Origin of the sequence: Acidovorax delafieldii, assembly GCF_007993815.1 — a bacterium.
GTDB lineage: Bacteria > Pseudomonadota > Gammaproteobacteria > Burkholderiales > Burkholderiaceae_C > Acidovorax > Acidovorax delafieldii.
This window is the reverse complement of sequence record NZ_VJWE01000014.1, coordinates 318,131-332,014: the sequence shown is the minus strand read 5'-3', so window position 1 is coordinate 332,014 and position 13,884 is coordinate 318,131. Positions and strand designations below refer to the sequence as shown.

General features: G+C 64.1%; 12 protein-coding genes. 9 read left to right on the top strand and 3 right to left on the bottom strand.

Annotation, left to right across the window (positions count from 1 at the left end; translation table 11 throughout):
• Positions 1 to 21: 21 nt before the first annotated feature.
• Both ATF69_RS15515 and ATF69_RS15510 read right to left on the bottom strand, forming a co-directional pair.
• Positions 22 to 1,065 carry a DUF58 domain-containing protein gene (locus ATF69_RS15515; RefSeq protein WP_056058379.1) on the bottom strand — a complete coding sequence of 348 codons (1,044 nt, stop codon included), beginning with the start codon at positions 1,063 to 1,065 and terminating at the stop codon, positions 22 to 24.
• 3 nt (positions 1,066 to 1,068) lie between these two features.
• Positions 1,069 to 1,989, bottom strand: coding sequence for an AAA family ATPase (locus ATF69_RS15510; RefSeq protein WP_108498974.1), 921 nt, complete (start codon positions 1,987 to 1,989; stop codon positions 1,069 to 1,071).
• A gap of 101 nt (positions 1,990 to 2,090) precedes the next feature.
• Here ATF69_RS15510 and ATF69_RS15505 point away from each other — a divergent pair, with 101 nt between their 5' ends.
• From ATF69_RS15505 to ATF69_RS15465, 9 genes are all read left to right on the top strand, one after another.
• Positions 2,091 to 2,996 carry a histone deacetylase family protein gene (locus tag ATF69_RS15505; RefSeq protein ID WP_056058384.1) on the top strand — a complete coding sequence of 302 codons (906 nt, stop codon included), beginning with the start codon at positions 2,091 to 2,093 and terminating at the stop codon, positions 2,994 to 2,996.
• A gap of 140 nt (positions 2,997 to 3,136) precedes the next feature.
• On the top strand, positions 3,137 to 3,928 hold the full coding sequence (locus ATF69_RS15500) for an enoyl-CoA hydratase (RefSeq protein WP_146871515.1): 792 nt from the start codon (positions 3,137 to 3,139) through the stop codon (positions 3,926 to 3,928).
• A gap of 11 nt (positions 3,929 to 3,939) precedes the next feature.
• Positions 3,940 to 5,268, top strand: coding sequence for a mechanosensitive ion channel family protein (locus ATF69_RS15495; RefSeq protein WP_056058390.1), 1,329 nt, complete (start codon positions 3,940 to 3,942; stop codon positions 5,266 to 5,268).
• A gap of 224 nt (positions 5,269 to 5,492) precedes the next feature.
• Complete coding sequence (locus ATF69_RS15490) at positions 5,493 to 6,242, top strand: electron transfer flavoprotein subunit beta/FixA family protein (protein ID WP_015015119.1); 750 nt, start codon at positions 5,493 to 5,495, stop codon at positions 6,240 to 6,242.
• Positions 6,243 to 7,175 carry an electron transfer flavoprotein subunit alpha/FixB family protein gene (locus ATF69_RS15485; protein ID WP_146871514.1) on the top strand — a complete coding sequence of 311 codons (933 nt, stop codon included), beginning with the start codon at positions 6,243 to 6,245 and terminating at the stop codon, positions 7,173 to 7,175.
• A 76-nt stretch (positions 7,176 to 7,251) separates the two neighbouring features.
• Positions 7,252 to 9,042, top strand: a complete 1,791-nt coding sequence (locus tag ATF69_RS15480) for an acyl-CoA dehydrogenase (RefSeq protein WP_099730799.1) — start codon at positions 7,252 to 7,254, stop codon at positions 9,040 to 9,042.
• A gap of 134 nt (positions 9,043 to 9,176) precedes the next feature.
• Positions 9,177 to 10,130: an NAD(P)H-dependent flavin oxidoreductase gene (locus tag ATF69_RS15475; protein ID WP_146871513.1), complete on the top strand. Its 954-nt coding sequence runs from the start codon at positions 9,177 to 9,179 to the stop codon at positions 10,128 to 10,130.
• 281 nt (positions 10,131 to 10,411) lie between these two features.
• Positions 10,412 to 11,542, top strand: coding sequence for an ABC transporter substrate-binding protein (locus tag ATF69_RS15470; RefSeq protein ID WP_146871512.1), 1,131 nt, complete (start codon positions 10,412 to 10,414; stop codon positions 11,540 to 11,542).
• A 240-nt stretch (positions 11,543 to 11,782) separates the two neighbouring features.
• Complete coding sequence (locus tag ATF69_RS15465) at positions 11,783 to 12,901, top strand: acyltransferase family protein (RefSeq protein ID WP_146871511.1); 1,119 nt, start codon at positions 11,783 to 11,785, stop codon at positions 12,899 to 12,901.
• A 78-nt stretch (positions 12,902 to 12,979) separates the two neighbouring features.
• Here ATF69_RS15465 and ATF69_RS15460 read toward each other — a convergent pair whose 3' ends face one another.
• A complete protein-coding gene (locus tag ATF69_RS15460; protein WP_056747195.1) occupies positions 12,980 to 13,360 on the bottom strand; it encodes a hypothetical protein in 381 nt (126 codons plus the stop codon).
• Between the last annotated feature and the right edge of the window lie 524 nt (positions 13,361 to 13,884).

The following is a 13,884-nucleotide window of genomic DNA, read 5'->3' as shown; positions in this document are numbered from 1 at the left end:
GCAGGAATGGGCAGTGGCAGGTCAACACAGGGCCAACGCCTCCAGACAGCGGCGGCGGTGGGCGGCCCCCGTGTCGGGCGCGATCTCGGTGCCGGGCAGGCGCAGGCCGTAGTCCAGGCCCAGGCGGTCGGCTTGCAGCACCCAGGCCGTCAGGCGCGACACGCGTGCCTCATGGTTGGGCAAGGCGGCGTGGGCCAGGTCCAGCCACAGCTCGTGCCGCTGGGCCTGTTGCGCGTCACGGCTCACCAGGTCGTCGGTGCCTGTAGCCAGCGACTTCGCCGCCTTCTTCCAGACCACCAGTTTGAGCGGGTCGCCCCGCCGGTAGGCCCGCACCCCGTCGAATTCGCCAATGCCCTGCGACGGCGCGTTGCCCGTGCCCCCGGCGCGGGGCTCGCCCGGCGGCAGGGGTTGTGGCGGCACCTCGGGCGCGGGGTACACCAGCACCTCGGCAGCAGGGCGCCAATAGGTCCACACGCGGAAGGTGCCCAGCGGAAACCGCGTTTCGGCCGTCAGTGTGGGCACGCGGTGCAGCCCCCGGCGCCCGGGCTGGAAGGCCACCTGCACGCTGGCCTGGCCCTGGGCGGGCACATCGGTCCAGGCCCAGTGGTGTTCGGCCTTGCCGGTGCCGTGCACGGCCAGGGCAATGCCATAACGCGGCGACTTGCGATCACTGGACAGCTGGATCTCAAACGCCGTGCTGGTGCCCAGAAAATGTGGCTCGGGGGCCTTCAGGTGCAGCGTCAGCCCGCGCAGGTTGGCGTGGCAGATGTGCATGCCCACCACCGCGCTGCCAGCCAGCAAAAAGGTCAGCAGGTAGCCCAGGTTGAGCTGGTAGTTGATGGAGGCCACCAGCAGCACCACGAGCGTGAGCGCCAGCATCCAGCCTGAGCTGGTGGGCAGGATGTAGACATTGCGCTGGGTGAGCTGCAGCGTGTCGGACAGCGGCAGGCGTGCCTGCCACCAGCGCTGGAAGCGCCTGCGAAGGCGCGCCACGGGGCTGAGCCGCGCGGCCAGGCCGCGCCAGCCCGTGGTCGTCGTGAGGGAAGGGTGGGCGGCGGATTCCATCGATCAGGGCAGCGGCACGGCATCGACCATGGCGCGGACCTGCTCGACCGCGCCGCGCCCGGCGTCGCCCACGGGCACCAGGCGGTGGGCAATGGTTTGCGGCAGCACGGCCTGCACATCGTCCGGCGCCACATAGTCGCGCCCGCTGATGAGCGCCTGGGCCTTGGCGGCGCGCAGCATGGCAATGCCCGCGCGGGGCGACAGGCCCTGCAAGAACCAGCGGCCCGAGCGGGTGGCGGCGATCAGGTCCTGCACGTAGTTGAGCAGGGGGTCTGCGGTGTGCACGGCCTGCACCTGGCGCTGCAGCTCGGCCAGTTCTTCGGCGGACAGCAGGGGCAGCAGGCTGCTCACCATGTCGCGCCGGTCGGCGCCCGACAGCAGCAGGCGCTCGGCGGCGCGGTCGGGGTAGCCGATGGAGATGCGCATCAAGAAGCGGTCAAGTTGTGACTCGGGCAGCGCAAAGGTGCCCAGCTGGTCGTGTGGGTTCTGGGTGGCGATCACGAAGAAGGGGTGGGGCAGGGCGCGGGTTTCGCCCTCGACCGACACCTGCTTTTCTTCCATGGCTTCCAGCAGGGCGCTTTGCGTCTTGGGGCTGGCGCGGTTGATTTCGTCGGCCAGCAGCACCTGGGCAAACACCGGGCCGGGGTGGAACACAAAGGCTTCCTTGCCACGTTCGTACACCGACACGCCGGTCAGGTCGCTGGGCATGAGGTCGGCAGTGAACTGGACGCGCGAAAACTGCAGCCCAAAGGTGTGGGACAACGCGTGCGCCAGTGTGGTCTTGCCCACACCCGGCACGTCTTCAATGAGCAGATGCCCCCCCGCCAGCAGGCAGGCCACGCAGTCCTGAACCTGGGCCTTTTTGCCCACGATCACCGTGTTAAGCTGATCCAGAAGCGATTTGATCTTGTGCTGTGCATTCATGGCACGACGTTATCCGAAAAACGGCAAAAAATGCGAGACGCGGGGACAAGACTGTGAGCAAGACGGGCTATTTCACCCATCGGGATTGTTGGAAGCACGAGATGGGCCCGGGCCACCCCGAATGCCCCGAGCGGCTGGATGCGATTGAAGACCGTTTGCTGGTCACTGGCGTGGGGGATGCGCTAGAGCGCTACGAAGCCCCGGAAGCCTCGCTGGCCGACATCGAACTGGCCCATGGCCGCATGCACATCGCCGCCTTGCGCGGGATGTCTGACCGGCTCAACGAAGAGCTGATGGCCGGCGGCCCCAGCTATGCGCAGATTGACACCGACACCTCCATCAACGCCCACACCTGGAAGGCCTCGCTGCGCGCCGCGGGTGCTGCGCTGGCTGCCACCGACGCGGTGATGGCGGGCGAGGTCGAAAATGCCTTCTGCTCCGTGCGCCCCCCGGGGCACCATGCCTGCCGCGACAAAGCGATGGGCTTTTGCTTTTTCAACAACGTGGCGGTGGCAGTGAAATATGCGCTGCAGCGCTACAACCTGCAGCGCGTGGCGGTGGTGGACTTTGATGTGCACCACGGCAACGGCACCGAGGACATCCTGGCCAATGACCCGCGGGCGCTGATGGTGAGCATCTTCCAGCATCCGTTCTACCCCTACAGCGGCGACCACGATCCCGCCCCCAACATGGTCAACGTGCCGGTGCCTGCGTACACACGCGGCATGGACATCCGCGAGATCATCGAGATGATGTGGATGCCCCGGCTGGAGGCCTTCAAGCCCGAGATGATTTTTGTGAGCGCGGGCTTTGACGGCCACCGCGAGGACGACATGGGCCAGCTGGGCCTGACCGAGCAGGACTACACCTGGATAACCCAGCGCGTGAAGGACGTGGCCCGGCGCTACTCCAAGGGCCGCATCGTGTCGTGCCTGGAGGGTGGCTACGTAATGGGGCCGCTGGCGCGCAGCGTGGAGGCGCATCTGCGGGTTCTGGCTGATCTTTGACTCCCCCTGAGCCGCCTGCGGCGTCTCCCCCCTGAGGGGGACGCCACCCGTGGCCTGGCGGAGCCAGCTCCACGGTGGCACTGGCCTCATGCGCGCCTGTTTCAAACGCCCCTCGCATCGCTGTGCACAGGAGAAACAACATGACGATTCCAAATTCTGACGAGCTGCTGCTGATCACCCGTGATACGCGCGGTGTGATCACCCTCACTTTGAACGACCCTGCACGCTTCAATGCGTTGGGCTCTGAAATGCTGACAGCCCTGCAACAGGCGCTGGACGAAGCGGGCCGCGACGAGGCTGTGCGCGTGGTCGTGCTGGCCGCAGCAGGCAAGGCCTTCTGTGCCGGGCACAACCTCAAGGACATGGCGGCGAACCCGGACCTGGCGTACTACCAAAAGCTGTTTGCGCAATGCAGCCGCATGATGCTGACCATCCACAAGCTGCCAGTACCCGTGATCGCCAGGGTTCAGGGCATGGCGACGGCCGCAGGCTGCCAGCTGGTGGCGCAGTGTGACCTGGCCGCGGCGGCCGACAGCGCGAGTTTTGCCACCAGTGGCATCCACTACGGCCTGTTTTGTGCCACGCCGAGCGTGCCGCTCGTGCGCAATGTGCCCGCCAAGCGGGCGATGGAAATGTTGCTCACCGGCGACTTCATGGATGCGCCCACTGCACTCGCGCAAGGGCTGGTGAACCGGGTGGTGCCCGCCGATGCGCTGGATGCCGAGGTCGAGCAACTGGTGCAATCCATCCTGCAAAAGCCCCGTGTGGCCGTGGCCATGGGCAAGGCGCTGGTGTACCAGCAGCGCGAGCTGGGCATTGATGCCGCCTACCAGCTGGCAGGCCAGACCATGGCCACCAACATGATGGACGCGGCCGCCCAGGAGGGCGCCCGTGCGTTTGCCGAAAAACGCCAGCCCGCCTGGAAGCGTTGAGGCACCGCACGATGGACAAGCCGATGCTCGACGACGTGGGCCTGTGGGTGCAGGCCTTTCTCAGCCCCACGGTGCTGGTGGAACTGGCTGTTTTGGCAGTCTGCGTGGGCCTGGCCTGGGGGCTGGTGGCGCTGCTGCAGCGCGGCCTGCGCCGGGGCGACCCGCGCTCCATCCTGTTTGGTGTGCGCATCGTGGATGGCGCGCTGTTCCCGCTGGTGCTGCTGAGTCTGGCCTACATCGCGCGCACCCTGCTGCACCATTGGGTGGCGTTGGCGGCTTTCAAGATTGCGATCCCGGTGCTGGTGGCGCTGGTGGTCATTCGCATTGGCGTGAAGGTGCTGCAGGTGGCCTACCCGGACGCTGCCTGGGTGCGGCCCATCGAGCGCTCCATCTCCTGGATGGCGTGGCTGGGCATGGTGCTGTGGGTCACCGGGCTGCTGCCGCTGGTGCTGGACGAGCTGGACCAGATCCACTGGAAAGTGGGCGGGGCGACGCTGTCGGTGCGCACCATCATCGAAGGGGCGGTCACCGCAGCGGCAGTGCTGCTGATTGCCCTGTGGATCTCGGCGGCCATCGAGTCGCGGCTGCTGCGCTCGGCCACGGGTGCCGAGCTGTCGCTGCGCAAGGCGGTGAGCAATGCGGTGCGGGCGCTGCTGGTGTTTGTGGGCTTGCTGGTGGCCTTGTCGTCGGTGGGCATCGACCTGACTGCGCTGTCGGTGCTGGGCGGTGCGGTCGGCGTGGGCATTGGCTTTGGCCTGCAGAAGCTGGCGGCCAACTATGTGAGCGGTTTTGTGATCCTGGCCGAGCGCAGCATGCGCATCGGCGACAACGTCAAGCTCGATACGTTCGAGGGGCGCATCACGCAAATCAATGCCCGCTACACCGTCATCCGCTCGCCTTCGGGGCGCGAATCCATCGTGCCCAACGAACTCTTGATCACCCAGCGGGTGGAAAACCTGTCGCTGTCAGACCCGCGCGTGTGGATGTCCACCGTGGTCAGCGTGGCCTATGAGAGCGATGTGGACCAGGTGGCCCAGTTGCTCACCGATGCCGCCCTGGTCAGCCCGCGCGTGCTGCGCGACCCCGCCCCCAGCGCCGCGCTGTCGGCCTTCGGGGCCGATGGGCTGGAGTTCACCGTGGGCTTCTGGATTGCAGACCCTGAAAACGGATCCCTGGGACTGCGCTCGGACATCAACCGGGCCATCCTGAGTGCGCTGCGGGCCCACCAGATCGAAATCCCTTACCCCCAGCGGGTCATGCATGTGCAGGTCGATGGCGCAGTCCCTGCAGCGATGTCGCCGGGCGGGGCGCCCGCGCCAGCACCGGCTTCGGCGGGCTGATCCGGTTGCAGGGTGATGCCCCGGCGGGTGCCCGTAGCGCAGGCGACAGCAAACTCTAGACACTGTCCGGGTTCACTCGCCTATAATTCACAAAAAGCACGATCGTTCTTTTTTGTGATTGTGCAGTCTGTGTGGTGGCTCCGTAGCGCTTTCGCTGCAGTGCGACATAGAATGTTCTAGTTTACGTAAACGTCAATTCAACCAACTCTCTAGGAGCCGCAGCAATGAAGGTCTTGGTCCCTGTCAAGCGCGTGGTGGACTACAACGTGAAGGTCCGCGTGAAGTCGGACAACACGGGTGTGGACATCGCCAACGTGAAGATGAGCATGAACCCCTTTGACGAAATCGCCGTTGAAGAGGCCGTGCGCCTGAAAGAAAAAGGCCTGGTGACCGAAGTCATCGCAGTCTCCTGCGGCGTGGCCCAGTGCCAGGAAACCCTGCGCACCGCCATGGCGATTGGCGCCGACCGCGCCATCCTGGTCGAGACCGACGTGGAACTGCAGCCCCTGGCAGTGGCCAAGCTCCTGAAGGCCCTGGTGGACAAAGAGCAACCCTCGCTCATCATCCTGGGCAAACAAGCCATCGACGACGACGCCAACCAGACCGGCCAGATGCTGGCGGCCCTGGCCGACCTGCCCCAGGCCACGTTCGCCAGCAAGGTTGAACTGGCTGCAGACAAGGTCAGCGTGACCCGCGAAGTGGACGGCGGCCTGGAAACCCTGGCCCTGACGCTGCCCGCCGTCATCACCACCGACCTGCGCCTGAACGAGCCCCGCTACGTCACCTTGCCCAACATCATGAAGGCCAAGAAAAAGCAGCTCGATACCGTCAAGCCCGAAGACCTCGGTGTGGACGTGGCGCCGCGCCTGAAGACCCTCAAGGTGACCGAACCCGCCAAGCGCGGCGCAGGCATCAAGGTGGCCGACGTGGCCGCCCTGGTCGAAAAACTCAAGAACGAAGCGAAGGTGATCTAAATGTCGGTACTCGTTATTGCTGAACACGACAACGCGTCCATCAAGGGCGCCACGCTGAACACCGTCACGGCCGCAGTGGCCTGCGGCGGCGACGTGCACGTGCTGGTGGCCGGCCACAACGCCGGAGCTGCTGCACAAGCCGCCTCCAAAATAGCCGGTGTTGCCAAGGTCATCCACGCAGACGCCCCTGGCCTGGAACACGGCCTGGCAGAAAACGTGGCCGCCCAAGTCCTGGCCATCGCATCCAACTACAGCCACATCCTGTTCCCCGCGACTGCCAGCGGCAAGAACGTGGCCCCCCGCGTGGCGGCCAAGCTCGACGTGGCCCAGATCAGCGACATCACCAAAGTGATCGCTGCCGATACGTTTGAGCGCCCCATCTACGCCGGCAACGCCATTGCCACCGTGCAAAGCCAAGATGCCGTCAAGATCATCACCGTGCGCACCACCGGCTTTGACGCCGCAGCCGCCACCGGTGGCTCTGCCGCTGTTGAAACCGCCGCCGCCACGGCCGACGCAGGCAAGAGCAGCTTCATGGGCAGCGAAATCGCCAAGAGCGACCGCCCCGAGCTGACCGCTGCCAAGATCATCGTCTCCGGTGGTCGTGCGCTGGGCAGCAAGGAAAAGTTCGACGAAGTCATGACGCCCCTGGCCGACAAGCTGGGCGCGGCGCTCGGTGCCAGCCGCGCGGCGGTGGACGCAGGCTACGCGCCCAACGACTGGCAGGTGGGCCAGACCGGCAAGATCGTGGCGCCCCAGCTGTATGTGGCCGCCGGTATCTCGGGTGCTATCCAGCATTTGGCGGGCATGAAGGACTCCAAGGTGATCGTGGCGATCAACAAGGACCCTGAGGCACCGATCTTCAGCGTGGCCGACTACGGGCTGGAAGCGGATCTGTTCACGGCTGTGCCTGAACTGGTCAAGGCCCTGTAAGAACGCCACTGTGCACACAAAGGCATCGCTCGCGATGCCTTTTTTTTGACGAAATTTCGCTTTCCCGGAGACACCCATGAGCTACACCGCCCCCGTCAAGGACATGCTGTTCGCCATCGAGCACCTGGCCAACATTGAACAGATCGCGCAAATCCCTGGTTTTGAAGATGCCGGGCTGGACACGGCCGCCGCCGTGCTGGAAGAGTGTGCCAAGTTCAACGAAGGGGTGTTGTCGCCGCTCAACTGGGAAGGCGACAAGAACCCGTCGAGCTGGAAAGACGGCGTGGTCACCACCACCCCCGGCTTCAAGGAAGCCTTCCGCCAATATGGCGAAGGCGGCTGGCAAGGCCTGCAGCACCCCGCCGACTTTGGCGGCCAGGGCCTGCCCAAGACCATCGGCGCCGCCTGCATCGAGATGACCAACAGCGCCAACATGAGCTTTGCGCTGTGCCCGCTGCTGACTGACGGCGCCATCGAGGCGCTGCTGACGGCAGGCAGCGATGAACTCAAGGCCACCTACCTCGAAAAGCTGGTGACCGGCGAGTGGACTGGCACCATGAACCTGACCGAACCCCAGGCGGGTTCGGACCTGGCCCTGGTGCGCACGCGTGCAGAACCCCAGCCCGACGGCACCTACAAGATTTTCGGCACCAAGATTTTCATCACCTACGGTGAGCACGACATGGCCGAAAACATCATCCACCTGGTGCTGGCCCGCGTGCAGGGCGCGCCGGAGGGCGTCAAGGGCATCAGCCTGTTCGTGGTGCCCAAGTTCATGGTCAACAAGGACGGAAGCCTGGGCGCGCGGAATGACGCGCATTGCGTGAGCATCGAGCACAAGCTGGGCATCAAGGCATCGCCCACGGCCGTGCTGCAGTTTGGCGACCACGGCGGCGCGGTGGGCTACCTGGTGGGCCAGGAGAACCGGGGCCTGGAGTACATGTTCATCATGATGAATGCGGCCCGCTACGCAGTGGGCATGCAGGGCATCGCGATCTCCGAGCGCGCCTACCAAAAGGCTGTGCAGTACGCGAAAGACCGCGTGCAGAGCCGCCCTGTGGACGGCAGCATCAACGCCAGCGCCGCCATCATTCACCACCCTGACGTCAAGCGCATGCTCATGACCATGCGCGCCACCGTCGAGGGTTGCCGCGCCATGGCCACGGTGGCGGCTGCGGCGTTTGATGCCGCACACCACCATCCCGATGCCGACACGCGCAAGCAGAACCAGGCGTTCTATGAATTCATGGTGCCGCTGGTCAAGGGCTATAGCACCGAGACCAGCCTGGAAGTGACCAGCCTGGGCGTGCAGGTGCACGGTGGCATGGGCTTCATTGAAGAAACCGGCGCCGCGCAGTACTACCGCGACGCCAAGATCCTGACCATCTACGAAGGCACCACCGCCATCCAGGCCAACGACCTCGTGGGCCGCAAGACGGCACGCGATGGCGGGCAGGTGGCCAAGGGCATCGCCGCGCAGATCGAGAAGACCGAGGCCGACCTGCTGGCCAGCGGCACGCCCGCTGCACTGGCGGTGGCCAAGCGCCTGACGGCCGCGCGCAAGGCGCTGCTCGACGTGATCGACTTTGTAGCCGGTGGCACCAAGGCCCAGCCCAACGCCGTGTTTGCGGGCAGCGTGCCCTACCTGATGCTGGCGGGCAATGTGGTGGCGGGCTGGCAACTGGCGCGCAGCCTGCTGGTGGCGCAAGACCTGTTGCACAAGGGACAGGACGAAGCCTTCATGCGCGCAAAAATAACCACGGCCCAGTTCTACGCCGACCACATTCTGGTGAAGGCCCCCGGCCTGCGCGACAGCATTGTGGAAGGCGCGGCCAGCGTGACCGAGCTGGCGCTGGAAGCCTTCTGAAGGACTGGCGTGCCGTGAGGAGACAGGCCACCTGCGGGGCAGGGGGCTTGATATAAAAATGATAGCTACGGACGCATGATTCACTAGCGCATCCGGCCTATTCCATCCCTATTCTTGTTCTGGAAGTTGTTGCCATGTCCAAACTGCCTCCCGTGTTGCAAAACCTGTCGCTGCCCGTCATCGGTTCGCCGCTGTTCATCATCAGCAACCCCAAGCTCGTGATCGAGCAGTGCAAGGCCGGTGTGGTGGGCTCCATGCCCGCGCTCAATGCCCGCCCTGCCGAACTGCTGGACGAGTGGCTGGCCGAGATCACCGAGACCTTGGCGGCCTACAACAAGGCGAACCCCGACAAGCCTGCTGCGCCATTTGCCATCAACCAGATCGTGCACAAGAGCAACGACCGGCTGGAGCACGACATGCAGGTGTGCGCCAAGTACAAGGTGCCGATCATCATCACCAGCCTGGGTGCGCGCGAGGACGTGAACCAGGCCGTGCATGCCTGGGGCGGCGTGGTGCTGCACGACATCATCAACAACAAGTTCGCGCACAAGGCGATTGAGAAGGGCGCTGACGGCCTGATCGCCGTGGCGGCCGGTGCTGGTGGTCATGCTGGCACCAAGAGCCCGTTTGCGCTGATCCAGGAAATCCGCCAGTGGTTCGACGGCCCGCTGGCACTCAGCGGCTCTATTGCCAGTGGCGGCGCGGTGCTGGCTGCACAGGTCATGGGGGCAGACTTTGGCTACATCGGTTCGGCCTTCATCGCCACCCATGAGGCCCGCGCCAGCGAGGCCTACAAACAAGCCATCGTGGACGGCAACTCGGACGATATCGTCTACAGCAACCTGTTCACGGGCGTGCATGGCAACTACCTGGCGCCCTCGATCCGCGCGGCCGGCATGGACCCGGACAACCTGCCCGAGTCCGACCCCAGCAAGATGAACTTTGGCGGCGACGCCAAGAAGGCCTGGAAGGACATTTGGGGCTGCGGCCAGGGCATCGGCTCCATCAGCGCCGTGACCAGCACCGCCGAACTGGTCGCCAAATTGCGCAGTGAGTACGAGGCAGCCCGCGCCCGTCTCAAGCTGTGAATCTGCGCTCTGTGTGAGCGGCGGTGGCTTTGTGCCTCTGGGGGCATTCGGCCATCTTTCTTACCTCACCCCGTCATTTGTTTCGCCCGCCATGTGTATCCCACAAGGCGGGCGAATGTCTTTGTGGGAGGTGTTCGAGCGGTGTCTTTGCGGTGACGCACCCGAGGGGAAACCCGCGTGAGGAGGAGAAGTCCCCTACAGATAATGGTGATGAAAAATAATCAACGAATGCCGGTGCCACGTTCGCCGGCCTTGTCACCAAGTTGCGAGGGAGATGCCTGATGTTCCGTGCTTTTGTGTGCCTGCTGGCCGTGTGCGCCACCACCCTGGTTCATGCCCGCAATGAAGGCGTGACCGCCGATGAAATCCGGCTGGGTGCCTCGGTCGTGCTGTCGGGACCGCTCGGGCCGCAGACGGCACAGTACGGCGAGGGCTCGCGACTGCTGTTCGACGCGGTGAACGCGCAGGGCGGGGTACATGGCCGCATGATCCGGTACACCACACTCGATGATGCTTTCGACCCGCAAAAGGCCGTGGAAAACACGCGCCAGCTGCTGGAGAACGACAAGGTGTTCATGATTTTCCATAGCACCGGTACGGCGCAGACAGCGGCCATCCTGCCGCTGATCAAGGAGCAGCGCACTGTGCTGTTTGGCCCCGTCACAGGTGCCTCGGTGTTCCGGGAGGCGTTCAATCCCTATGTGTTCCATGTGCGTGCGGGTTATGCGAATGAGGCCAGCAAGATCGTGTCGCAGTTGCGCCAGCAAGGCGTCACCCGTGTGGCGGTGTTCTTTCAGGACGACGGCCTGGGCAAGACACTGGCAGGTGAGCTCAAGAAGGCTTCGGACGAGGAGAAGCTGCCCTTTGTGGCCGAGATCAAGGTGGACCCTAAACAGCCCGACTTTGCTGCCGCCGCACAGGCGACCGAAAAAGCCCAACCCCAGGCTGTGATCGTGGCGACCGGCGGCACCACTTTCACGAGCTACATCAAGGCGGTGCAGGCCACGGCGGTGCGTCCTGCCTACTACGGGTTCTCCGTGGCCAGCATGGACGTGATCCAGCGCGAACTCAGGGACAAGGCGCGGGGCATCATCCTGGCGCAGATCATGCCTTCGCTGCGCAACACCACTATCCCAGTGGTGGCCGAATATCTGAGCCTGCTGCGTGCCAAGTCGCCCGGCGCTCAACCCTCGGCTTCGCAGTTTGAAGGTTTTGTCCACGCACGCTTGCTGGTGGAAGGGCTACGCCGCACGGGGCGCAACCTGACTACCGAGTCGTTCTCCAAAACGATGGAGGACGCGGGTGAAATTGCTTTTGGTCGTTTCAGCGTGAAGTATTCGCCGCGCAACCACAATGGATCGACCTATGTGGAGCTGGCTATCGTGGACGCGGAAGGCAGTCTGCGTTACTGAGGGTCTCCACGCCTCGCGCGGTAGGGGGACTCTCGTTCATCGAGCCCGCTGCAGGTGATGGCAGACCAGCGGGAGACAGTGCAGCTGTGCAAAAAATCCTCTAACGGAGGACAATAGCGGGTTTTGTTGTTCCATCCTCGGTCCAGTTCGTCTTGCTGCTTTGCGCAGCAGGCGAATCAGCGCGGAGGGAATCCGGATATCCAGCGGCGCGCTGTCCGCAGGGATTCAACACCTCGCCCTATGTCCTCGTCTACATCCCGCACACCCTTGATCGACATGATCAAGGGCATGGCTTGCGCCACCATCGTGTGGCACCACTTGGCCTTCTATGGCCCGATGTCCGACATCGCCCATCCCTTGGCTCCAGCACTCATAGCGTGGCTATATGACTATGGGCGCATGGCGGTGCAGGTGTTTCTGGTGTTGGGTGGGTACCTGGCTGCTGCGAGCCTTGCGCCCCAGGGCTTCGCTCGTTTCGATCATGCGGGCACCGCCATTGCCAAACGCTTCGTGCGGCTTGTGGTGCCTTATGCCGTGGCGTTGATGCTGGCGGTGGTGGTCGCCGCCCTCGTGCGGCCTTGGATGGAGCACCACTCTGTGCCCGACCAACCCACCTTGTCACAACTGTTGGCGAACGCTTTGCTGCTGCAGGACATCGTGGGTGAAGGTGCTTTGTCGGCTGGCGTGTGGTACGTGGCCATCGACTTTCAACTCTTTGCGCTGACTGTGCTGATGCTGGCCGGTGTACGCGCGCTGCCTGTGCGCTGGGTACAGCACCATGCAGCGGCCTTGTCGCAGGGGCTGGTGCTGTTGGTGGCTGCTGCCTCGCTATGGGTTTTCAACCGCATCGCGGGGTTGGACATGTGGGCGCTGTACTTTTTTGGTGCCTACGGCCTGGGCATGCTGGCCTACTGGGCGGTGCGGGCGCCGCAGGCGCAGGCATGGGTCTGCCTCATGGCGCTGCTGGTGGGGGCAGCGCTGGCGGTGGATTTCCGGGCACGCATTGCCGTGGCTGCGGTCACGGCCTTGTGCCTGGTGGTGGCGATGCGCTCTGCGCGCATGCGCAGCTTTCCCGGTGTGTCGCCGCTCGTAAAGCTCGGCCAGATGTCGTACTCGGTGTTTCTGGTGCACTTTGCCGTGTGCTTGCTCGTGAACGCGGTGGTCAGCCACCTCTGGCCTACATCACCAGCGCTGAACGCCGTGGGCATGCTCCTGGCGTTTGGGCTGTCGCTGGCAGCTGGGCGTCTGTTGTATCTGCGAGTGGAGCGTCATGTGCCATCGTGGTCAACGGCCTTGCGCTGGCAGCTGGGGCTGGTGGGGGCGGGTATGCTGGTGGTCATTACCAGCAACTGGGCATAGCCCCTAGGCTGAGACCGCAGGGGCAGGCCGACTGGGCTGTTTTTTTGAGCGCGCTATATCCTTCAGCCCAGTGCAGTGCTATCGCAAAAGCTTGCGTTCCCGCCGTTTGCGTTGCTTGTCCAGAAACCACGCCATGAAGGGCAGCAGCAGCATCGAGCCGGGGATCACCCAAATAAAAAGATAAGGGCTGACCGAAGAGGCAGACCGCATCACATCCCGCAGGTGGGCACGTTCCTCGGCACTCCAGGTGCCCTGGCGGCGCTGCTGCACCAGCCAGACCACCGAGCCTTTCATGGTGGCCATCTCGCGGCGCAAGCGGCTCTTTTCCCGACTGTTGCCCGCGAGAAAAGAACAAAACCACTCCGGCGCGCGCTCCATGCGGCGCTGGAATGCCAGGGTGGAATCCGGGTCAAATGCGTCGGCAGGGGGCGGATTTTCTGGGCTTTGCGGAAAGGTCATGGTGAACAACATTGTCCCTGCAGATGCGGACAACACCAAACAGGCTTTGAGCAGAAACAAGGCTGATTTATCCCGGTCGACACGCGGCAATGGGACTTGTCTGCGTTTTCCTGAGGATATGCGCAAGTATGACTGGCGCGCGCCGTGATTTTCCGATAGGCCCCGGGCCAGCGCTGTGACGCACAGACCAATAAAGCGCTTGCGAGATAAGGGTTGGAGAGGCTGTCGGCGGGGCTATCCGGCGTGCAGAGGCAGAGGAAGATTCGTCAAGGATTCTTGCCAATCTACCCCGCGAGGAAAGCCCTGCGGTGGCCGTCATGGTCAATGCCCTTGGTGGCTGATCCCTTGCTTGGCATCACTCCACCTGCGTGATCATGTTCTGGGTTCCGATCCGTCTTGTCCGGAAACCCCCCGACCGGAACCGCAATCAGAACGCACGCTCCGTGGTCCAGATCCGAGGACTGCAGAATGATCCAGATACGTTCACCATCGCGTTACGTCGGTAGTTGATTAAAAAGCGCGGG

Coding starts and splice junctions, on each gene's coding strand:
- ATF69_RS15505 (WP_056058384.1), top strand. CDS start 2,091: ATGGGCCCGGGCCACCCCGAATGCCCCGAGCGGCTGGATGCGATTGAA.
- ATF69_RS15480 (WP_099730799.1), top strand. CDS start 7,252: ATGAGCTACACCGCCCCCGTCAAGGACATGCTGTTCGCCATCGAGCAC.
- ATF69_RS15485 (WP_146871514.1), top strand. CDS start 6,243: ATGTCGGTACTCGTTATTGCTGAACACGACAACGCGTCCATCAAGGGC.
- ATF69_RS15500 (WP_146871515.1), top strand. CDS start 3,137: ATGACGATTCCAAATTCTGACGAGCTGCTGCTGATCACCCGTGATACG.
- ATF69_RS15475 (WP_146871513.1), top strand. CDS start 9,177: ATGTCCAAACTGCCTCCCGTGTTGCAAAACCTGTCGCTGCCCGTCATC.
- ATF69_RS15515 (WP_056058379.1), bottom strand. CDS start 1,065: ATGGAATCCGCCGCCCACCCTTCCCTCACGACGACCACGGGCTGGCGC.
- ATF69_RS15460 (WP_056747195.1), bottom strand. CDS start 13,360: ATGACCTTTCCGCAAAGCCCAGAAAATCCGCCCCCTGCCGACGCATTT.
- ATF69_RS15495 (WP_056058390.1), top strand. CDS start 3,940: ATGGACAAGCCGATGCTCGACGACGTGGGCCTGTGGGTGCAGGCCTTT.
- ATF69_RS15510 (WP_108498974.1), bottom strand. CDS start 1,989: ATGAATGCACAGCACAAGATCAAATCGCTTCTGGATCAGCTTAACACG.
- ATF69_RS15490 (WP_015015119.1), top strand. CDS start 5,493: ATGAAGGTCTTGGTCCCTGTCAAGCGCGTGGTGGACTACAACGTGAAG.
- ATF69_RS15465 (WP_146871511.1), top strand. CDS start 11,783: ATGTCCTCGTCTACATCCCGCACACCCTTGATCGACATGATCAAGGGC.
- ATF69_RS15470 (WP_146871512.1), top strand. CDS start 10,412: ATGTTCCGTGCTTTTGTGTGCCTGCTGGCCGTGTGCGCCACCACCCTG.